Annotated in this window: 15 protein-coding genes; 6 read left to right on the forward strand and 9 right to left on the reverse strand. The window is 43.3% G+C overall.

Going from position 1 to position 20,741, the window contains the following annotated elements:
• The first annotated feature begins 8 nt into the window (after positions 1-8).
• Complete coding sequence (locus tag A3EU_RS33435) at positions 9-452, forward strand: DUF3293 domain-containing protein (RefSeq protein WP_020539572.1); 444 nt, start codon at positions 9-11, stop codon at positions 450-452.
• Here A3EU_RS33435 and A3EU_RS0128365 read toward each other — a convergent pair.
• Positions 449-1,681 (reverse strand): pyridoxal phosphate-dependent aminotransferase, encoded by a 1,233-nt coding sequence (locus tag A3EU_RS0128365; protein WP_020539573.1) that lies wholly within the window; start codon positions 1,679-1,681, stop codon positions 449-451. The genes A3EU_RS33435 and A3EU_RS0128365 overlap by 4 nt on opposite strands.
• A gap of 186 nt (positions 1,682-1,867) precedes the next feature.
• Between A3EU_RS0128365 and A3EU_RS0128370 the strand changes: the two genes are divergently transcribed.
• Positions 1,868-3,163 (forward strand): ATP-dependent DNA helicase, encoded by a 1,296-nt coding sequence (locus A3EU_RS0128370; protein ID WP_020539574.1) that lies wholly within the window; start codon positions 1,868-1,870, stop codon positions 3,161-3,163.
• 414 nt (positions 3,164-3,577) lie between these two features.
• Here A3EU_RS0128370 and A3EU_RS0128385 read toward each other — a convergent pair whose 3' ends face one another.
• The 4 genes from A3EU_RS0128385 to A3EU_RS0128400 form a co-directional block, all read right to left on the reverse strand.
• On the reverse strand, positions 3,578-3,901 hold the full coding sequence (locus A3EU_RS0128385; RefSeq protein WP_020539577.1) for a TraR/DksA family transcriptional regulator: 324 nt from the start codon (positions 3,899-3,901) through the stop codon (positions 3,578-3,580).
• A gap of 51 nt (positions 3,902-3,952) precedes the next feature.
• Positions 3,953-4,450, reverse strand: coding sequence for a metallophosphoesterase family protein (locus A3EU_RS0128390; RefSeq protein WP_020539578.1), 498 nt, complete (start codon positions 4,448-4,450; stop codon positions 3,953-3,955).
• Between the two features lie 4 nt (positions 4,451-4,454).
• Positions 4,455-5,285, reverse strand: coding sequence for a C1 family peptidase (locus A3EU_RS0128395; protein WP_020539579.1), 831 nt, complete (start codon positions 5,283-5,285; stop codon positions 4,455-4,457).
• Positions 5,286-5,630: 345 nt separating this feature from the next.
• The gene (locus tag A3EU_RS0128400) at positions 5,631-8,126 is read right to left on the reverse strand and encodes an Ig-like domain-containing protein (protein WP_020539580.1); all 2,496 of its coding nucleotides are present in this window, start codon (positions 8,124-8,126) and stop codon (positions 5,631-5,633) included.
• A gap of 243 nt (positions 8,127-8,369) precedes the next feature.
• Between A3EU_RS0128400 and A3EU_RS0128405 the strand changes: the two genes are divergently transcribed.
• Positions 8,370-9,821: a hypothetical protein gene (locus A3EU_RS0128405; protein WP_020539581.1), complete on the forward strand. Its 1,452-nt coding sequence runs from the start codon at positions 8,370-8,372 to the stop codon at positions 9,819-9,821.
• 86 nt (positions 9,822-9,907) lie between these two features.
• Here A3EU_RS0128405 and A3EU_RS0128410 read toward each other — a convergent pair whose 3' ends face one another.
• Entirely contained in the window at positions 9,908-11,422 is a 1,515-nt protein-coding gene (locus tag A3EU_RS0128410; RefSeq protein WP_020539582.1) for a S8 family peptidase, read from the reverse strand.
• A 352-nt stretch (positions 11,423-11,774) separates the two neighbouring features.
• Here A3EU_RS0128410 and trxB point away from each other — a divergent pair, with 352 nt between their 5' ends.
• Both trxB and fbaA read left to right on the forward strand, forming a co-directional pair.
• The gene (gene trxB, locus A3EU_RS0128415; protein WP_020539583.1) at positions 11,775-12,722 is read left to right on the forward strand and encodes a thioredoxin-disulfide reductase; all 948 of its coding nucleotides are present in this window, start codon (positions 11,775-11,777) and stop codon (positions 12,720-12,722) included.
• Between the two features lie 247 nt (positions 12,723-12,969).
• The gene (gene fbaA, locus A3EU_RS0128420) at positions 12,970-14,052 is read left to right on the forward strand and encodes a class II fructose-bisphosphate aldolase (protein ID WP_020539584.1); all 1,083 of its coding nucleotides are present in this window, start codon (positions 12,970-12,972) and stop codon (positions 14,050-14,052) included.
• A 45-nt stretch (positions 14,053-14,097) separates the two neighbouring features.
• Here the strand turns inward: fbaA and dnaG are convergent, their stop codons facing one another.
• From dnaG to A3EU_RS0128435, 3 genes are all read right to left on the reverse strand, one after another.
• Positions 14,098-16,095, reverse strand: a complete 1,998-nt coding sequence (gene dnaG, locus A3EU_RS0128425) for a DNA primase (RefSeq protein WP_020539585.1) — start codon at positions 16,093-16,095, stop codon at positions 14,098-14,100.
• A gap of 499 nt (positions 16,096-16,594) precedes the next feature.
• Positions 16,595-19,126, reverse strand: a complete 2,532-nt coding sequence (locus A3EU_RS0128430; RefSeq protein ID WP_026211632.1) for an ABC transporter permease — start codon at positions 19,124-19,126, stop codon at positions 16,595-16,597.
• Between the two features lie 3 nt (positions 19,127-19,129).
• Positions 19,130-19,822, reverse strand: a complete 693-nt coding sequence (locus A3EU_RS0128435; RefSeq protein WP_020539587.1) for an ABC transporter ATP-binding protein — start codon at positions 19,820-19,822, stop codon at positions 19,130-19,132.
• Positions 19,823-20,016: 194 nt separating this feature from the next.
• Between A3EU_RS0128435 and A3EU_RS0128440 the strand changes: the two genes are divergently transcribed.
• On the forward strand, positions 20,017-20,736 hold the full coding sequence (locus A3EU_RS0128440) for an arylesterase (protein WP_020539588.1): 720 nt from the start codon (positions 20,017-20,019) through the stop codon (positions 20,734-20,736).
• The last annotated feature ends 5 nt before the right edge of the window (positions 20,737-20,741 follow it).

A 20,741-nucleotide genomic window follows, 5' to 3' on the forward strand; every position in this document is an offset into this window, starting at 1 on the left:
TAAAAAAAGTGCCAAGGAATAAATCACAAGGTTTCGACGAGCAGCTCAAAACTGCCTACCAACAAGCTATTTACAGAATTTTCATGCCTCCAATTAGCTGGAAAATAGGAACCGTAGAACCTGGCATTGATAAGCTCCTGCAAGCTAATGGCGCAAAAAAGGCCATTTTTCTAACCGCATCTAACCCTTATTCTAATATATGTAGTGTTCAAAAAAACAAGGAGGCTAATGAGGCTTTACTTGCCTGGATCAAAGAAAACAACTACACGTTTTTTGAGGGCCAAGGGGAAGATCCTTTGGGGGTTTGGCCCCCAGAGCAAAGTTTTCTAATTCTAGGAATCAATGCCAAAGAAGCCTTAGTCCTTGGACAGGACTGGCAGCAGAATGCAGTAGTTTTCGTCGAGGCAAATAAGCCTCCTACCTTACTATGGTGCAACGGATTTAGTAACTAATAAGACGCACGCTGTAGATCGGTATTGGATGCTTCTTTGCGACCTGGATAAACAGATAAAGCTACTTCCAGGCAATCCATTGCAGCATGTAAATCATCTTCATTGAGAACATAGGCTATTCGCACTTCATCTTTTCCAAACCCAGGAGTGGCATAAAAGCCTTGGCCAGGGGAAAGCATTACTGTTGCACCTTTATGCTCAAAATCCTCTAAAAGCCAACGGCAAAAATCTTCCGCATCATCTACGGGCATTCGTGCAAAACAGTAGAATGCACCTCCTGGCAGATAAGAATCAACACCAGGCATGGCCTGTAACCGTTGAAAGACCGTATTTCGACGACGTTCGTACTCTTCTTTTACACCATTAAGATAAGCTTGATCATCCTGTAGCATATACAACGAGAGCATCTGCCCTAATCCTGGAGGGCTCAAGCGAAGTTTCGCATAACGGGAAATAGCAGATGTAATCTCTTGATTACGGGTAACAAGTGCTCCTACCCTAGCGCCACAGGCACTGTATCGTTTAGAGACCGAATCAATAACTACTGTATGATCGTCAATTCCTGGCAAGCTCAGCGCAGATAGAAAAGTATTCTCTCCGTAACAAAACTCGCGGTAAACTTCATCAACACAGAGAAAAATATCTTTCTCTTTCACCAATTTACCTAGTTGCTCTAACGTAGCGGGAGCGTAACAGCAACCAGTAGGATTATTGGGGTTGGTAATAAAAATAGCCTTTGTACGGGGAGTTATTTTAGCTGCAAACTCCTCAATAGGGGGTAGCGCAAAACCATCTTTAATATTACAAGTAATAGGTGTTACTCGGATATCAGCGATGTGGCCAAAACCATTGTAATTTGCGTAAAATGGCTCAGGAACGATTATTTCATCTCCAGGGTCAAGGCAAGCCAATAGAAAAAACAGAATAGCCTCAGAGCCTCCCGTGGTAACGATGATGTCTTCGTATCCTAGACCAATATCATACCGGGCATAGTAGTCGACCAAGGCTTCTCGGTAGTTCTGATGGCCTTCCGCAGGACTATAAGCAAGAATCTTTAATGGCTCAGCTTGGAAGCGCTCAATCGCCTTAGGTGGAGTAAGTATATCTGGCTGACCAATATTCAGATGATATACGTGACGCCCCTTCTTCTTAGCTTCGTCAGCTATTGGAATCAATTTCCGGAAAGGAGAAAGTGGAACGGTTGTACTACGATGAGATATACTTGGCATACACACATTTTTTGCAAGAAGCAAAGATACAGCTAAGCCTTTAATAGTTCTGCATTCCGTTTATAAATTGCACCAGATTATGGCTTTAATCTCTTGCATAGCGCAAAAGGAGCAATATCCACCGACTTATCATTGGGTGAACTCAGGATAAAAGTGCACCTTTGGCAACTACAAGTATGCTAATAAATGGAAGATAAAAAGGCGCTAATTCTTAATCGTGATTTCGTTTACGCACTGGAGCGTATGGAAAAAAGTAACGATTTACTTTTCGTTACCGGGCGTGCAGGTACTGGCAAATCGACCTTACTTCAATTGTTCCGCCAGACTACCAACAAAAAAATAGTGGTCTTGGCTCCTACTGGTGTTGCAGCACTGAATGTAAAAGGGCAAACGATACATTCCTTCTTCGGTTTTCCTCCCAGGCTCATTGATCCTCGCCGGGATATTAAGAAACGCCGCTACCGGCAACTGTATCAAAAATTAGACACCGTTGTTATCGATGAAATCAGTATGGTCAGAGCAGATATGCTCGACAATATTGATTACTTTCTGCGGCTACATCGTGATGACCCTCGGCCTTTTGGTGGCGTGCAGATGGTCTTTTTTGGCGACCTCTTTCAACTTCCACCAGTGGTCGCTTCAGAAGTGGAAAAACAACTGTTTCGTACTACCTACGAATCTCCCTACTTTTTCTCCGCAAAGGTCATTCAGCCTCCGGTGAGCATGGAAATGATTGAGCTTAATACCGTTTACCGGCAAGAGAATCGCCATTTTTTACGACTTTTAGAAGGAATAAGACTCAATCGACTGGATTACGATGATCTTGAGGATTTAAATGCTCGCCACTTGCCTGAAGAACCTAATCCTGAATTTGCAATTACCTTATCAGCACGTAATGCCCGGGTTGATGCTATTAATAAAGAAGGATTAGAGGCGATTCCTTTTCCTGCAAAAACCTTCTTGGCAAAGGTGAACGGAAATTTCCCTGACCGACTTTTTCCAACAGATGCCCTCTTGCACCTGAAATTGAATGCACAGGTTATGTTTTTGCGCAATGACCCCGATAAAAAGTACGTCAACGGGACAATAGGGAAAGTCATAAAGATGGAAGACGATGCCATTACCGTTTTAGTGGAAGACGATAATAAGAGTGAGGAGGTAAAGGTGGAGCGACACGAGTGGGAGATTTTACGATACAAGTTGGATGAACAAAAGCCCAATGAAATAGGAACAGAAAGCCTTGGGTCATTTAAACAGTTCCCTTTGCGCTTGGCCTGGTCTGTTACGATTCATAAGGCTCAAGGAAAAACTTTTGATAAGGTAATTATTGACTTAGGACGGGGGGCTTTTGAGCATGGACAGACCTATGTTGCGTTAAGTCGATGTCGGACCTTGGATGGGGTCATTCTCCGTCAGGCACTTCGTCCTCGGGATGTGATAACAGACGAGCGTATTGTCACTTTTTATGAAGGGCAGCAATAGGGAGTCAAAAACAGAGAATCAATTAATTGAGGCCTTTTTATAAAATTCCAAAGGAAAATTTGGGATATTCTCAATCGGCCATATAAATTTGGGCAAACAAGTTATCTTCACGGGCAATTTTTTTTGAATTGGCTAAAGTGAAAATCATAAACGACTGTGTCTTAGTACCCTTTAAAGACAAGGAACTGGATTTTAGTTTTGGTTTACTTTGATCACGAAAAAATATACCCATCACAAGCTAAAAATATATTATGTCAACAAGAAAACGGAAATCCAGAAAACAACAGCGTATTGAAGCCAAAGATGAAAAGGCAAATTATAAGTTCTTTTTAATCTTGGCTGGGGTAACAGTGCTTTTACTTATTCTCATGTATTTCATCTATACAGGGTTCTAAACAAGCACTTGACGATATCCTAGCGGGCACAATTGACACAAAAAGGACTTTGTGGCATAAGTGCCACCCTCATGACGGGTATAGCCTTACCGCATCGCTTACAAAGGCCAAAATCGTCTTCATCTACCCGGTGTAAAGCGTGACGTAGTTTGCTAAGTTTATCTTTTGATTGACGTAAAGCAGCCTCCGTCACGCTTTTGTTATTAATGGCATCCATTCTAGACACTCGCCCAATAGCATCATCCGGGCTTACGGGAGAGGACATCTCTTCGTATTCTTCTATTTTCTTTTCTGTCTTGACAATCTCTTGATCAAGTAGATTACGTATCGCTGTCTTATCCATTTTTTCTATTGAAAAGGTTATCTCTGCGGACGGACGCAGCATTATTAGCTATTATCTGCCACGCAGCCCTAATTCAATGACTTCCATATCATGAATCCGACCAGAAGTTAGCGAAAAACGGACAACTGTACGCATCTTATGAAAACCGTGTTGTCCACAAGCACCTGGGTTGACATGTAGTAACTCTCTCTTCTTATCTGGCATTACCTTTAGTATGTGGGAATGACCACAGATGTATAGCTTTGGCTTAAATTCATCCAATAGCTTACGTACCCTGGTGTTGTATCTACCTGGGTAGCCACCAATATGTGTCATAAAAACTTTTACCCCGTCAATAGTAAACAAGATATCCTCGGGATAACGATGCCTCAGTTCGGGCTCGTCGATATTTCCAAAAACAGCTCTTACAGGTTTAAATGCCTCTAGCTGGTCCATTATTTCAGGTGCACCGATGTCACCGCCATGCCATATTTCATCTACTTCTGCAAAGTGGGTGAATATCTTGGGGTCAAGAAAACTATGGGTGTCACTTAAAAGGCCTATTCTCATTAATCTAGTAAGTATTAGGAATCATAACGTAACCGTTGGTTGCCCGATTGGCAAGATCATTGTAATTGATCGAAAGATAACCATTGTTAGCCCAAGTGCTACCCCAGCTACTCATCACCTCAAAAGCCTGTTGATTTTCATCAAAACCTACTACTAATAAGGTGTAAGCTATTTTGGTATTACTGTGATCTGGTTCCCAGCTACGTGTTGGCCCCAACTGTGGGAAATTTGCACTAGCCTGAAATTCAATCAAAACGGGATTTCCTCGAATCAATGCCTTACGGAGTTCAAAAATCTTTTCCCTGGGAGAGGCAAATGGTTGGAAAAGATGTAGATAGTTATTGATTTGATACTTTGTAGTCGCATATACGGTAGAGGATACTTGGGCCGCATCGTAAGGAACGATAGCAGCACTGACAGTGCCGTTTTGTACCAAAAATTTTAACCCCTGATCCAACGAAGATCGCTGGCCTTGAGATTGCAAACTGAGAGATATATAGTCGGGGCTAAGATTATCCTTAAAGTTCCTACTAAGATTCACATAATATTCTAGACAACTGGCAAGCATGTAACTCCAATCCGACCCTCTGAATCCCATCTTTCGTACAGGCATTAGATAAGGCTTCAAACTCTGCTGTTCTTGTGTAAGCCGTGAATTACTACCTACGCCTTCTACTGTTACCATCAGCTGGTCAAAAAGGGTTGTATTGGTAACACCAAGCGTGATCACTTGGTTAGCGTCCCGTGTAGAAAGGTCGTTTCCTGGCGGTTGCGCGAAAAGTAAACTACTAAGCAAAAGGCTTGCGCCTAAGGCAAACGTACGAATAGTGAACATAGCTAGTTTTTAGAGGCAGCAATTTGCTGCAAGATTTACGAAGTGTGTAGTTTTCGCAGAGTAGTTATTAATAGTCTAGACGCAATAAGCATTTATAGCTTCATCGTCAATTCTTCTAACGATTAAGGGAAATCAAATGTTATTGCTTAGATACAAAAAGAGCTTACTTTTCTGTATTTGATCAAAGCTATTCTCTTTCGCTTTCCCTATGCCCCTAATCCTTGTTTTAAGAGGGCGCATAATAAAAAAGCCACACCTCCCGGTGTGGCTTTGCAATGATAATAATTCCACGAATTCATCTGACTATCCCTAGCCAGACATAAAATAAAAAGCAATGATTCTTATTTATCGCAAGATTTCAATCTTACGGTTGATTACTCCTTTTTCACTGGTTACGCTAAGGATGTAAATACCGGGTGTTAAGCGGCTTACATTTAGCGTAGCGTGATTGATACCAGACGATTCTTGGTGATGAACAACCTGTCCGGTCATTGTACGGAGGGTTAATTGCTCAAACTCCTGCTGACCATTTAGGTGAATATTCAGGTATTCACTGGTAGGGTTAGGATAGGTTTTTAATAAATCCTCTCTTAATTCATCTACCAGGGTATCTTCATTATCATTCAGTCTTACTCGTACTTGGAACGGACGAACATAAACCGAATTGTATTCGCCAAACTGATCGAGACTGCTACCTGTTTCACCACCAAACTCAAGAATAATCTCTTCTTCGTCGGTGCGGAAACCTTGAATATCATCAATAACGATCCCCAGCGTACCCAGCTCTCCGTGTCCACTAGCTACTAGGCCACTGGTACGTGTATAACCTGCTTCAAAGCGACCACTAAAGTTATTGTGATCCATGAAAAGTACAGGCGAGTCGTAAGCCATAAAGTTGTTGTCGTGCCAGTTAACACTAACACTAGAGGGGCGAACGGCATCAGGATTGTAAGCAAAAGGAAAGACGAAGCCATAAAGGTCTTCCGCAGGAGCCTCTGAAGTACCTACTGAGATAGAAAACTCTACATAATCACCAGCAGTAATAAAGAGAGGGCCATCAAGGATAAACTCGTAAGGTGCATAAGGCATTACTGAGGGTACCATGTTGTGGGTTCGCCCATAAAAAGAGCGAATAGCCGTGGTGTCAGCCGCAGTAACGATACTATTTCCGTCTGCATCAATATGCTTGATGTCAATTACCTCACTTCCTCCAAACAAACTACCCCAATCTTCTGCGTACTGTCCGTACCAAAGATCAAAAGTAGCACCAGCGCGTTCTTCGCCGATTTCACCCATACTGCGACCAATCGGCAGTAGGTCATTCATATTCACNATGCCATCCGCATTGGTGTCTCCTGCCCATACACAATCACCTACGCAGACCGGTTCTCCGTTGTCGCCTACATCAAGGATCGTCATCCAGATTTTAACCTGCTTACTGACAAGACAATCATTGTTATTAGGGTTAGGGTCTTCAAGGCAGTACGTAATTTCTACTTCATCTAACCCCTCAGATACATCCGCATGAGGGATATAAAGAAGGATGTTGTTACCCTGTATAGGTAGACCATTGATAACAGTATTTACTTCGCCTTCCAGAAAAACGGTTTCGCCTAGTTCGCCTTGGGAAGTGACTTCAAAAGAGAAGGTAGAAACCGGAACATTGTACCCAATAATCATGGGAACCGTCTTTGGCGTAGCCATGTGGAAGGTCGTCCGGTCAGGAGCAAAATTGCTTACGAAGATTGTTACCGTTGCGATTTCATTGGCTGCACCGGAACCACAGATATTAGAACTGTACGTAAACTGGTCTACACCAATAAATCCATTGTCAGGTGTGTAAGTAAATTCGTTACCATTTTGCTGTAACGTACCATGTTGTGGACTAGTAACATTATTAAGGCTACAGCCTGTTAGTGCGAGGTCATTAGCAAGCACTGCGATGTCTATACCGGTATTCGTTGTAGTAAATGCCCGATCATCAAACGCAAAGCTGTTTGTTTCTAAATCGAGCACTTCGATGTCGAAGGTCAAATTATGGTTGCCATCCGTTAGGATGATCTCGTCGCTACCAGAATAATCTTGGGAGGGAGTATATTCTGGCACGTCTGCACCCTGGTCAAAGACACCATTGGTAGGAGCCTGAACAACAACATAGTTGCTTGGGACAAGGATAAATTGGGTTTCGTTTTTCTTAACAAAAACCTTTGTTACCTCATCCTCTGTTGTTGGTGTTTGTTCCATTACGGTAATGCTGACCGTGCCATCATCACAGTCCCCTACTCCATTGCAGAGGGCATAGTTGAAGTGAGCAGTACCTCTAAACCCTGGGGCAGGAGTAAAGGAAATAAGACCAGTAGTTGCATTGAAAGTTGCATCACCGTGATTGATAGCAGGGACTGCTTGTAGAACCTTGACACCATTGCTGCTAATGTCATTGGCTAAAACGTCTACGACAACAGGCTGATCGGTGTAGGTGACTGCATAGTCGTGATAAGCTTTAATGAGCGCCGGAGCAACGGTGACGTTTACGTCAACTGTGCGGAAAGCCGGAATAGGGTCAATGACCCAACGAACAATGCGAAAATTGTCCGTGCCAGTAAAGCCTTCATTGGGAGTGTAAACGACGGTGTATTCCCAGTTGCCGTTGTTGATAAGTTCAACGGTGCCATTGTCTGGCTGGAACGCTCCCGGCAAAGAAGGCGAGTTTGGCCGAGAGGTAAAGTCATAGTTGACCTCACTGTTTTGGTACGTCAGCAGGTCAACCGACTGCCCCCACCCCCAGAAGGGTAAAGACACCAGCCCCAGCAGGACGAAAAGTTTTTGTAAAGCTACATTCATGGATTGTGGATTATAATATCATTGCTTGGGTGCAATATACGACAAAATTCAATGTTTGCACAATAAAATTACAAGACAGTAATACGCGAAAAAGACAGCCTCAGCTTCAAATAAAATCTAGCATTAAAAAAAGCGTAGATTAGAACCTGTATTTTTGATAAAAAGTTGCTTATATTTGTGAACAAATAAAGCGTGTTTTTTTACCTAAAAACGCTGACAATGTAATGGTTATAAAATACTTTCGTGAACAATACTATTGACAATACTAAACTGGCTGGAGTACTGAAAACCTTCGATAAAGCAGGGCGTTTATCCGCGAAGCGTTTTCTGGAGTCTCCTTATTTCAACAGCAGTAAAGAGCTCGTACTCTTATTCAAAGAAATCCTTCGGCTACAGGAGAAAAACAAGCCTTTGGATAAAGAATATTTGTGGGGAAAAGTGGTCAAGAAAAAACCTTACAGTGATCTTCGTTTTCGAAAATATTGCTCAGATTTATCAAAATTGATGGAGCGATTCTTGGCCCAGCAAGCTTTTGAAGAGGATGAGGTACAACAAAAAGTTTTTCTACTCAAAAAACTGAGTCAGCAGGAACAACGAGCTGATAAATTAGCGAGTAGTGTGGTTACCTATTCTGACAAGATGATGGAAGAATATCCCTACCGAGATACCTCCTACTATTTATACCAATACCTACTGCAGAAGAGTTATTATGAGTTGGAAAACTTCTCCACTAAACGGGGTGTGAAATCCAATATTGAAGAAATATCCAACTACCTGGATTGGTTCTATATGGGAGAAAAATTACGTCTAATAACAGAGGCAGAAAGTCGTAAAAAACTAAAATCACACGAATACAAACTATCCTTTACCAACGAGGTCTCCTATCTCACCAAGAAGCACTTTACCAACCTGGAGAAACTGCCACATATTGAGATATACTATCAGATCATCCAAATTTTATCCGAAACTAAAGCCGATGATAACTATTATAAACTAAAGGAGTTGATTGCTAAAAATGCACATTTTTTTCCAAGGGATGTTGCTGTAGATGAGCTGTATGGTGCGGCACAAAATTATTGTGTAAAGAAGATAAACCTGGGAGAAAGGAAGTTTCTTAATGAATTGTTCGAATTGTTTAAGTTGCAGATTCAGCAAAATATTCTCCTTTCAGAAGGAAAGCTAAGTCCTTGGTATTTTAGAAATATTATTGTAGTTGCCTTGCGCTTAGGGGAATATGAGTGGACCGAAGAGTTTATCAACGAATACAAACCGTATCTTCCTGATGAACACCGCGAAAATGCTGTCACCTACAATCTCGCACAACTATACTTCTACCAAAAGAAGTACAATAAGGTGATTCAACAACTACAGTTTGTTGAATATGATGATATTTCGTACAACTTGAACTCCAAGACGATTTTAATGGCCACTTACTATGAGTTAGATGAAATTGAACCTCTCTATTCGCTTACTGATACTTTTCGCACTTACCTCAGCAGACAGCGTAAACTTAAGCGATTACCACAATCTAAAATTGAGGATTATCTACACTTAATCCGGTTTATACGACGATTGATAAAAATACTTCCAAGTGACAAGGATGGATTAATCAAGCTGCGAGAAGATGTTAAATCTACTAAAGGTGTTGTAAACGCTAACTGGCTTCTGGAAAAAATAGCAGAACTGGAGAAATAACCCTCCGAAAATACTGGGATTAGATAGAATGCCCCAGTAATGAAGGTGCACGAAATCCTACCCATCCAATAAATCCTAGCCTGTGCCTAAAGGTTATTGTCTAAAACCGCCTCCACCGCTGCTGCCGGCTGAATCAGTCGACCAGTATTCGCTGTATCTCTTGTATTCTTGCCTGTTTGCTGGAGGATTTTAAAAGCTTCTTTGTTCGTTAATTCCGGCCGAATACTCTTCATGATTCCCAAGAGGCCACTTACGAAGGGAGCTGCCATAGAAGTGCCATTGTGGGCGGCATAATTGTTATTCGGCTTGGTGCTGTAAATACCTACTCCAGGAGCTGCAACCGCCATCCCTATTCGATTGACTTTGTTGGAGAAACTGGCTCTTTGCAATTGATTATCAATGGCAGAAACACCGATGACACCGTTGGCATTTACGGGGCTGAATCCGGCTGCATCACGGTTGCTGTTACCAGCAGATGCAACGACGATGACATTGCGATCAGTGGCATAACGTACCGCTTCACTATAGGCTCGCTGCCGTGATTGAGTGCTAAAACCACCTAAAGACATAGAAAGTACGTCAGCTCCTTTGTCTACAGCAGTGATGATTCCATTGATAATATCTTGCTGGCTACCACTGCCGCCTGCTTTTAAAACTTTGACACTGGTTATTTGGAAATAATCTCCCGTGCGTGCAAAAGAGGCTACCCCTACCCCATTGTCTGTTACAGCGCCAGCAATTCCCGCACAATGGGTACCGTGGCCCTGGGGGTCATCATTGTATTTTTTTGCAATCGAATAAAAATTATCCTTCAGGTCTTCATGCCCGGCATCTACCCCGGTGTCTAATATTGCAACAATCGCCTTCTTGCGTGTTTTGACCTTATCGCTATTTAGTAAGTCATACAATTTGTTCATTTCCAGCACCTGCAAGGCCCACTGCTGTTCTACCGCAGGGTCATTCACACCGAGTATTTTGTTGAGTTTGGGCAAGATTCGTGCAGGACTAAGCTCGATTTGAATGGTTTCATTTGGTTCCACCCAGTCGGTCCAACCTGTCGATTCAATACGAGTAATAATCTCCTCTAAATTGCTCAACTCGTTTGCTGGAATATTCACCGTGAAGTAATCATCTAAATCAGTACGTGCGCCCTCTTCCGGAGCGAAGGCACGCTCGGTAGTCCAGCCTTGTGCGCCAATCCATCGCTTCCATCGCTCCAAGTTATCTTCATCGCTCAATTCTACCAATAACTCTCCCTCTGCCGCTAAACCGTATTGCGTTGTAGCAGGCATATCCTCGGCTTGAGGCCGAATGTTTTGATGAAAAAAGGCCATCATAAGCAGGGCTACAATACTAGCAGGAATAGCGAGGTGTTTAGACTGACTCAAACCTCGAAATAACATCGCTGCACCTCCATAAAACAACAAATCAGTGAAGCTATAGCTAAAGAAGTCACCTAAGGTAGAAACCTGGGTCACCAAGCCAAATAGCCACAAGCCTAGCCCTGGCACTACAGCATAGCTTAAAGCCTCTAATCCTTTTCGATCCAGCATGACTCCCATTAAACCCAGTAAGGTGAGAACAAATCCTAAGGTATACATAAGCAAATCAGTTTTGAGCAAATCATTACAATGTCACCCATTAAAGTAAATGAATTCTGCTTGTTCAGACAGTTTTTTCGACGAATGGAGGGTAATTAGTGATGTCCGCCAGATGAGCACCATCGTGAGTCCCGATCCTCGGGACGAACACTCCGTCGCTCAGCGGACAATCTGCTACTCAACCTCTCTTAGGCAAAGGTGTTCTTATAAATGAATATATCAACCTATTTGGCTGAAAGAAGTAAAGACTAGTACTCACAACGTAAAGCTTATTGCAAATAAGCAGGTGACAAACCCTTAGAATTGCTCCTAGTTTTATAATTTTGCGGCCACATAAACAAATTGAAGGAAGATGAGTAACAACGGGGTAGCACACGAAAAGTGTATTATTATCGGATCGGGGCCTGCCGGATACACCGCAGCAGTTTACGCTTCACGCGCAAACCTAGAGCCATTACTTTTTACCGGACAAGAGCCCGGTGGACAGCTAATGATTACTACCGATGTAGAAAACTATCCTGGTTATCCTGATGGCGTCATGGGGCCGCAGATGATGGAGGACTTCAAAAAGCAAGCAGAACGCTTCGGCACTCGCGTGCGTTTGGAGATGATTACTAAAGTAGACTTTTCAGGCCCTGTTCACAAGATATGGACAGAAGCAGGAGAAGAACTGCACGCTGACACCATCATCATTTCTACCGGAGCCAGTGCCCGGTGGTTAGGACTTCCTTCTGAGCAGACCTTTATGAACAAAGGAGTTTCTGCTTGTGCGGTATGTGATGGCTTCTTTTTCCGTGGGCAAGAACTTGCTATTGTAGGTGCAGGTGATACTGCTGCCGAAGAAGCTCTTTATCTTTCAAAATTGAGCCCGCAGGTGCATATGTTGGTGCGTAGAGACGAAATGCGTGCTTCTAAGATCATGCAGGATCGTGTTAAAAAGGCCGAAAACATTAAAATCTATTGGAACACAGAAACCAAGGAAATACTTGGTGGTGATGAAGTAGAAGGAGTACGGGTTTACAACAATAAAACCAATGAAGAGAGTACCATTCCTGTCAAAGGTTTCTTTGTAGCTATTGGCCACAAGCCCAATACAGGAATTTTCAAGGATTGGCTTGATATGGACGAGGCCGGCTACCTAGTAACCAAGTCTAAAAGCACCAAGACCAACATCGAAGGCGTCTTTGCCAGCGGTGATGCTCAGGACAATATTTATCGTCAGGCAGTAACAGCAGCAGGAACAGGCTGTATGGCTGCGCTTGATGCTGAACGCTATTTGACCGAAAAGGAGATTATCTAACTCTTTTTTGGCGCAATACAATATGGTATCCATTGCATAGGGGAAATACTGGTTAAGTATTTCCCCTATTTCATTTCTATCCCTTGCGCTGCTCTTCCTAGAGGAAATCGGGATGCGCCATCCTTCGCTATTCGCTACGGCCTTTTCATTGCGATTTACACTGCTTTCAGCATAAACTTATTATCTTTGGGGCACCCTGACCATTCATATATTTAGACAATTTTTAGTTTAAAGCAACCTATAGTTTATGGCTAATGCTCCCAAGACCCGTTTTCGGGCCGGTGTTCTTCACGGTGATGAAGTAACCGCTCTTTTCAACTATGCCAACGAAAACAATTTCGCCATCCCTGCGGTCAACGTAGTGGGTACCAATACCGTTAATGCCGTTCTGGAAACTGCACGTGAGCTAAACTCTCCCGTTATTATCCAGTTCTCTAATGGCGGTGCGGGTTTCTTTGCGGGCAAGGGTATGCCTGGCGAAGGGCAAAAATCGGCTATCCTGGGTGGTATCTCGGGTGCTATGCACGTTCATACCATGGCTGAGGCTTATGGTGTAACCGTTGTGCTTCATACCGACCACTGTGCCAAGAAGATTCTTCCTTGGGTAGATGGACTACTTGATGCTGGTGAGCGTTTCTATGCTAGCCGTGGTTATCCTTTGTACAGCTCCCACATGCTCGACTTGTCGGAAGAGCCAATCGAAGAGAACATCGAAGTTTGCGTTGAGTACTTCAAGCGGATGGCTAAAATCGGCATGACCCTCGAAATCGAACTTGGGGTTACTGGCGGAGAAGAAGATGGCGTTGACAATACTGATATTGACAACTCCCTACTCTACACGCAGCCAGAAGAAGTAGCCTACGCCTACGAAAAGCTTTTGGAGGTTAGCGACCAATTTACCATTGCTGCGGCTTTCGGTAACGTACACGGTGTATATAAGCCTGGTAACGTAACGCTAACGCCAAAGATTTTGAAGAATTCTCAGGTACACATTCAGGAAAAATTCAAGACTGGCGAGAATCCGGTCAACTTCGTTTTCCACGGTGGTTCTGGTTCTTCACGGGAAGAAATTCGTGAAGCTATCGAGTATGGTGCTGTTAAGATGAATATCGACACCGATATGCAGTGGGCCTTTTGGGATGGTATCCGCAATTACTATGAAGGTAAGCGTGACTACATGCAGACCCAAATCGGTAGCCCCGATGGTGCAGACAGCCCCAACAAGAAGTACTACGATCCCCGCAAGTGGCTACGTGCTGCTGAGGAGTCTTTCGTAATTCGCCTTAAAGAGGCTTTCGAAGACCTCAATTGTATCAATCGTAACGCGTAAATCTGAAGAGGGTGGTTTTTATACAAAACCACCCTCTTTTCTTTTCTATAGCACTACTGTGCCCAATTCATTTGCCAGACCATTCCTAAGCGTCTGCAACCGCTGTTGCAGCTTCATGTAGAGTACCAATTCCTCTATCTCATTACTGGCAGTCAGCTCTTTGAGTTTATCTACATTCTCTTGGCAGAGTCGAGTAAGTTTCCGTAACCGGAAGCGTTTCAATCCGTGGGCACTATCAATAATGAAGTTCTCGTCGGGTGCTTTTTGGTTAAGAACCACTTCCCATTTCTTTTCCCAGTTTTCACTAAACTCGTAAGGTGTGCTTACCATATCAATGGCCAACTTTCGCAGTTCTTCGGTTTCGTGCTGCATGAAGTAGCTCGCCGATGGGAGCTCTCCTTTTTCTACTAAGACTTGATATTCCTTGGCAACTCTTTGATAAAGCTCATTGTCAAAATTATCAATAACATCATCAATGTTGGTCATGATGAATTGAGCAACAGACTGTTCTTGTTCGTCTAGGGACTTATCACCATATAAGATTAAAATCCGAACCAAATCCCTTTCTTGATATTCATCTCCCGTTACAGTAGGTTTCGCAGCAACAGGTGGTGGCATCATACCTTGTTCCTCCCAGCCTGGCGGTGGCATTCCTTGCTCTTCCCAGCCTGGTGGTGGTCCGGAAGGGAATGGTGTTTTTTCATTTTTATTACTCCCTCCGCGCGCGCGCTCTTTTTGCTGATGTTTACGCAGCCGTTGAGCAATAATTTTGTTGGTTTCTGCTACGAGTAGTTGTTCGTCAACGCCAAAAAGTCGCGCACATTCTTTAATGTAAAGTGATCGCTTAAGTGGGTCTGGAATTAGGCTAATAGAACCAACAATGTCTTTGATCAGTGCGGTACGCTTTACCGGATCATTACCGGCCTCTGCGAGTAGTAAATTGGCTTTGAAAAAGATAAAATCCTCAGCCTTGTTCTCCAGGAAAGTTTTAAAAGCGTTAAGCCCCACTTGTTGTAAATAGGAGTCTGGATCTTCCCCATCAGGAAGGAGTACAATCTTTACATTAAGGTCTTGCTCAAGGAGTAAATCAATGCCTCTGAGGGCTGCGCGAATACCAGCTTTATCACCATCAAAAAGAACCTTTGCATTCGGGGTATAGCGTTTTATTACACCAATCTGATCAACCGTCAGTGAAGTACCCGAGCTGGCGACTACATTTTCAATGCCTGCCTGGTGCAAGGAAATAACATCTGTGTAGCCTTCTGTAATGATACATTCATCTTCTCTACGGATGGCTTGCTTCGCATGGAACGCCCCATAAAGAATGCGACTTTTATTGTAAACCTCCGTCTCGGGCGTATTGATGTATTTAGGAGCTTTCACATCTTTTTGCAAGATGCGGCCACCAAACCCTACTACCTTCCCCGAAAGGTTGCGAATCGTAAACATTACCCGATCCCGAAAGAAGTCACGCTTGTTTTTAATTAACCCGGCTTTTTCGAGTGTGCTGTTTTTATGCCCAGCTAGCTGGGCAGCATTTAGGAAAACATCTCGCCCCAAGGGTGCATATCCAAGACCAAATTTGCGAAGGGTTTCTTCCCTGAAGCCGCGTTTCTTGAAATAGCTCAAGCCCACACTTCGTCCTCGATCACTATCGAAAAGTTGTTCTTGATAATAGTCGCAGGCAAACTGATTGGCGATAAATAAGCTATCAGCCATCTGCTGCTCAGCACGTTGCTCCTCCGAAAGTTCTACTTCCTCTATTTCTATCCCATATTTCCCTGCAATCCACCGTAGTGCCTCCGGAAAACTGAGTTGCTCATGCTCCATCAAAAAATTAACAGGATCCCCTCCCCTGCCACAGCCAAAACATTTATAAATATTCCTGCTTGGATTGACATTAAAAGACGGTGTTTTCTCATTGTGGAATGGGCATAACCCAATGAGGTTGGTACCTCGCCTCTTTAAATTAACGAAGTCACCTACAACATCTTCGGCTCGTGCCGTTTCTATGATTTCTCGTACTGTATTTGGCTTAATCAATGGCTGAAGATTCTTTTTCTGTCAGATAAGTGTTAAAAAAATGATTTTAATACAAATGCTTAAAATATAACGAGCTATCTATCAGTCGCTTATAGCAAATGTTAAGGACTATAACATTTAAGGATGCATACAAATCACATCTGAAAGCGTCTATAATAGTGAAAGTTAGGAAATAAATACAGGATCGTAATCAGAAACGATCATCAAAATATAATGGGTGTTCTCATAGTGTGTGGTCTGCCCCGGCTCCGAAAGGATGTCCGGGGCAGTTTTCGTTTAGGTTACCCAGCTGTATCAGTGTACTCGTAAATTAAACCACCAAAGGACACCTAAGAAAAAAGATTCTCTGACAATTTTTGTGTCTAGAGTCAATCGAAAACAAAAATCACGTTCCTTACCAGTCACTTACGATTTCTGCTTTAGCTTGACCACAAAAATTATCAGAGAAGGAGAAAAAATAACTTAGGTGTCCTTTGGTGGTTCAAAAAAGAAGACTGTATTAAGACTCTCTCCTCAGTACTTCCAAGGGGCTTTTTCGCAATACTTCTCTGTTGTTGAGTAGACCAATAATCACAATCAAAGCAACAACCAAGACGAATATCACGCCGATTGCTGACCAAGGAGCATAATAAGTAAGCTCCAACTGGTAAGTAGCCAGTAACCAGCTACTTACGAGAGCTATGATGATTCCGGTAGCTGCTGCTAAGCTTCCCAAAAGAGCATATTCTGTTGCTGTTATTTTTAAAAGTTGCTTACTGCTAGCGCCGAGTGTGCGTAGCAAGACACTTTCTTTGATACGCTGTAGTTTGCTTAGAAGCAGTGAACTGATTAATACCAAAAAGCCCGTTAGTATGCTGAAAACAGCCATGAATTGGATGACGTAAGAAACCTTTTTCAATATATCACTGAGGGCATCAAGTATCGAACTGAGATCTACAACGGAGACATTTGCAAATTTTCGCACCACTGCTGTGCGATATTTGGCGGTTGTTTCCGGGTTAGGCGATTTGCTAACCAATACTTGAAACTGAGGGGCATTTTCCAATACTTTTTCAGGGAAAATGATAAAAAACCGGGTACGCATTTTGGTGAAATCCACTTTTCGGATACTTCCTACATAGGTCGTTACTGGCATTCCCTGGACGTTGAAATTCAGTTCGTCGCCAATAGAGACAGCCATAGACTCTGCAAAGCCCTCTTCGAGGGAAACATAGATAGAATCACCATTGGTCGCCCTAGGTCGAGGGAAAACCCCCTCCAAAACCTCTTCAAAACCATCTAGCGAGTCACGAAAAGTAACCCTGATTTCTCGGTTATAAGCCCATCGTCTTGCCTCTCGCGTAGTATCTGCCAGCCATTCTGCCTTGGTTTTGCCTTGCCAGCCAGTCATTCGCATTGTAACGATGGGCACTTGCTGTACAATAGGCATATCAAATTCGGTGGTCAACTCAGCCAATTCGGCCATTTGCTCTTTTTCTATGCCATAGAGGATGACGTTAGGCTGGTTGCCTGCATCCATTTCTTGTACATTGGACAGTAACAACCCCTGTACGATAAAAAGTGTCGTTAAAATTGCTGTTCCTAAACCGATGGACACAAGCAGGGTTACTGTTTGGTTATTGGGTCTGAACAAATTGGACAAACCTTGCCGAAAGACAAAGCTCCATTGTCGGGGGAAGAAACGCTTTACACCCCAGATGATTACTTGTGCAACACCAAATAAAAGCAGGAAAGAGAATACCAATCCTGCGGTAAACATAAGCCCACTCATAAAGTCTCCGGTCAAATACCAGAGGAACGCCAATAAAGACAAGCCAATGGCCCCAAATACGCCCCACTGGAGCCAATCGCGGGCTTGAACATCGTCTTCAAAAGAAGCACGCAAAATCCGCAATGGGCTGATCCTGCGGATTGGCAAAAGCGGAACCAGTGCAAACAGCATGGTAATGACTATACCAATTACAGCTCCTTCAGCGATGGCTTTCCATGAGATTTCAGTAGTTACTTCTAGTGGGAGAAAATCCTGAAACAATTGTGGTAATGCCAGCTGTACAGCTGTTCCCATAATAGTCCCTAAGATGACGCCTAGGCCACCAATGGTGCAAATCTGCAAGAGGTATACCCAGAAGATATCACTTCCTTTCATACCCAAGCACCGAAGCACGGCAATAGAAGGTATTTTGGTTTTCACATAGATCAGTACACTACTCGCTACGCCGATACACCCCAATAAAAGAGATACTAAAGCAACCAGGTTTAGAAAAGAGTTCAGGCCAGAAAACGCATCGCTAAGGTTTTCTTTCTGCCCTTGGACGGTTTGCAAACGAAGGCTTTCATTTCTGAAATCTTCTTTTTGAGTATCCACCCATTCCTCAACAGCATAATCTGCTGGAAGTTTGTAATAGTAGTTGTAGTTGACCAAGCTACCCGCCTGAACAAGACCCGTAGCTTCCAGATTTTGTTGAGAAATGTATACAGGAGGAGCAAAACCCGCGGCTACATTAGCACTAGCAAAGTCATTCAGTAGCTCTCCAGCAATAAGAAAAGACATTGAACCCAAGCGAATACTATCGCCCGTTTTAACCTCAAACTGTTCCATGAAGCCACGGTCGACTAAGGCGTAATTGCCGTTTGTTAGTTGACTGCGAGCATCAGCAGGTGCTGTTTTTAGCTGTCCGTAGAAAGGAAAGTCTCCTGCTAATCCTTGCAGGCGAATAAATTGGCTATGGTCGATACGGGGAAGGTAGGCCATTGAAAAGAGCTCCTGTTTGGAAGCCTCCTCTCCGGGCAGCGTCGCTAATACCGCTTTTAAGTCTTCACTAACGGGGCGATTGCCGCTCACAACCAAATCAGCTCCTAATAGAGAAGCTGCTTGCTCGTCGATATCTCTTTGAAGATTATAATTAAAAGAGTTAATAGCCACCAATGCGGCTATTCCAAGAATAATAGAAGACATGAAAAGGACTAGGCGACCACGATTTTTACGAGAATCTCGCCACGCTAGCCGACGAATAAAGGACCAATCTCTCATTGTTTAGGTGTTTTGGGCAGTGGTAGTATCAGCAACCACATGGCCACCTTTGAGTTGAATGATCCGCTGTGTTTTTGCAGCTAGTTCTGGGTCATGAGTAACGATTACAAGTGTTGTCCCCATTTCCTTGTTAAGCTCGAACAAGAGATTTTCCACCATTTGCCCAGTGCTGTCATCGAGGTTTCCAGTAGGTTCATCAGCGAAGAGAATTTTTGGCTCATTGCAAAAAGCTCGAGCAAGGGCTACGCGCTGTTGTTCACCACCAGACAACTGAGTAGGGTAATGATCCATGCGATCCCCTAGCCCGACCTTAGCTAAAAGCTCTTTGGCTTTTTGTTGGGCATTTTTCTTGCCGTTCAATTCTGCCGGAATCATCACGTTTTCCAGCGCGGTGAGGGTAGGAATAAGTTGGAAGTTTTGAAAAATAAACCCAACATACTGGTTACGTACAGCTGCGCGAGCATCTTCATCCAGCTCATTGAGCGTCGCATCACATAAGATCACTTTACCTTCTCCTGCTCTATCTAAGCCAGCGCAAAGGCCAAGTAAAGTTGTTTTTCCACTCCCTGATGGACCGATAATAGCTAGGCTTTCACCTGGAGCTATAGCAAAGGAAACATTATCCAAAACAGTTAAGGATCTATCACCAGATCGGTAGGTCTGGCTGAGTTGCTCGACAGCAAGAATTGTAGACATAGAAGAATAAACTTTATTGGGTGCAGGCTCGTTCAGTAATAATTGATTCAACCTTGACCATTAATAACAGTACCAATTCAAATTGGATGAACAAGAACACTGTTAATCGATAAAAAAGAACAATTTAGTGGACTAAAATCAGGCCTAAGCCGACTAAGGCCATCGAAAACACGCTAATTATAAAATTACTATCAATGACGATTACAATGCGTAACATCTTTTTAGCCTTGTTGGTTACGGGATTTTTTGTTTTAAACGGCTGTGGCGATGCCCCTCAAGAGGCTTCTGCTGCGGAACACGGAATGACCGAAGATACAATTGATGAAGAAGTGACCAGTAGTTCCGAAAAAAAAGATCGACCACGTATTGTCTTTTTTGGGAACAGCCTTACTGCCGGGTATGGTCTTGACGAACAATATTCTTTTCCCTCACAGATTCAACACAAAATAGACTCGCTTGGGTATAACTATGAAGTTGTCAATGCAGGCCTGAGTGGAGAAACCACCGCCGGTGGGCGCAACCGCATAGATTGGGTGATGGAACAACCCATGGAGGTCTTTGTCCTTGAATTAGGTGGTAATGATGTCCTTCGTGGATTTGAATTAACTGCTACGCGCGAAAACTTGGCTGCTATTCTTGATGCCGTACGCAACAAATATCCCGAAGTAAAATTGGTGCTGGCAGGAATGGAAGCTCCCCCTAATATGGGCGAAGCTTACACACAAGAGTTTCGCGAGATTTATCAAGAACTTGCAGTTGAAAAAAAGACTGCGCTTATTCCCTTCTTATTAGCCGATGTAGGAGGTATTAAAGAATTGAATCTTCCTGATCGAATTCATCCCAACAAGGATGGTCAAGTAATTGTAGCCAACAATGTATGGCAGGTACTAGCGCCACTGCTTGAGAAGAGATAGTACTA

Source organism: Lewinella cohaerens DSM 23179, assembly GCF_000379805.1.
GTDB classification, from domain to species: domain Bacteria; phylum Bacteroidota; class Bacteroidia; order Chitinophagales; family Saprospiraceae; genus Lewinella; species Lewinella cohaerens.

Coding starts and splice junctions, on each gene's coding strand:
- A3EU_RS0128435 (WP_020539587.1), bottom strand. CDS start 19,822: ATGTCTACAATTCTTGCTGTCGAGCAACTCAGCCAGACCTACCGATCT.
- A3EU_RS0128390 (WP_020539578.1), bottom strand. CDS start 4,450: ATGAGAATAGGCCTTTTAAGTGACACCCATAGTTTTCTTGACCCCAAG.
- A3EU_RS0128440 (WP_020539588.1), top strand. CDS start 20,017: ATGACGATTACAATGCGTAACATCTTTTTAGCCTTGTTGGTTACGGGA.
- A3EU_RS0128370 (WP_020539574.1), top strand. CDS start 1,868: ATGGAAGATAAAAAGGCGCTAATTCTTAATCGTGATTTCGTTTACGCA.
- A3EU_RS0128410 (WP_020539582.1), bottom strand. CDS start 11,422: ATGTATACCTTAGGATTTGTTCTCACCTTACTGGGTTTAATGGGAGTC.
- A3EU_RS0128365 (WP_020539573.1), bottom strand. CDS start 1,681: ATGCCAAGTATATCTCATCGTAGTACAACCGTTCCACTTTCTCCTTTC.
- fbaA (WP_020539584.1), top strand. CDS start 12,970: ATGGCTAATGCTCCCAAGACCCGTTTTCGGGCCGGTGTTCTTCACGGT.
- A3EU_RS0128385 (WP_020539577.1), bottom strand. CDS start 3,901: ATGGATAAGACAGCGATACGTAATCTACTTGATCAAGAGATTGTCAAG.
- A3EU_RS0128395 (WP_020539579.1), bottom strand. CDS start 5,285: ATGTTCACTATTCGTACGTTTGCCTTAGGCGCAAGCCTTTTGCTTAGT.
- trxB (WP_020539583.1), top strand. CDS start 11,775: ATGAGTAACAACGGGGTAGCACACGAAAAGTGTATTATTATCGGATCG.
- A3EU_RS0128430 (WP_026211632.1), bottom strand. CDS start 19,126: ATGAGAGATTGGTCCTTTATTCGTCGGCTAGCGTGGCGAGATTCTCGT.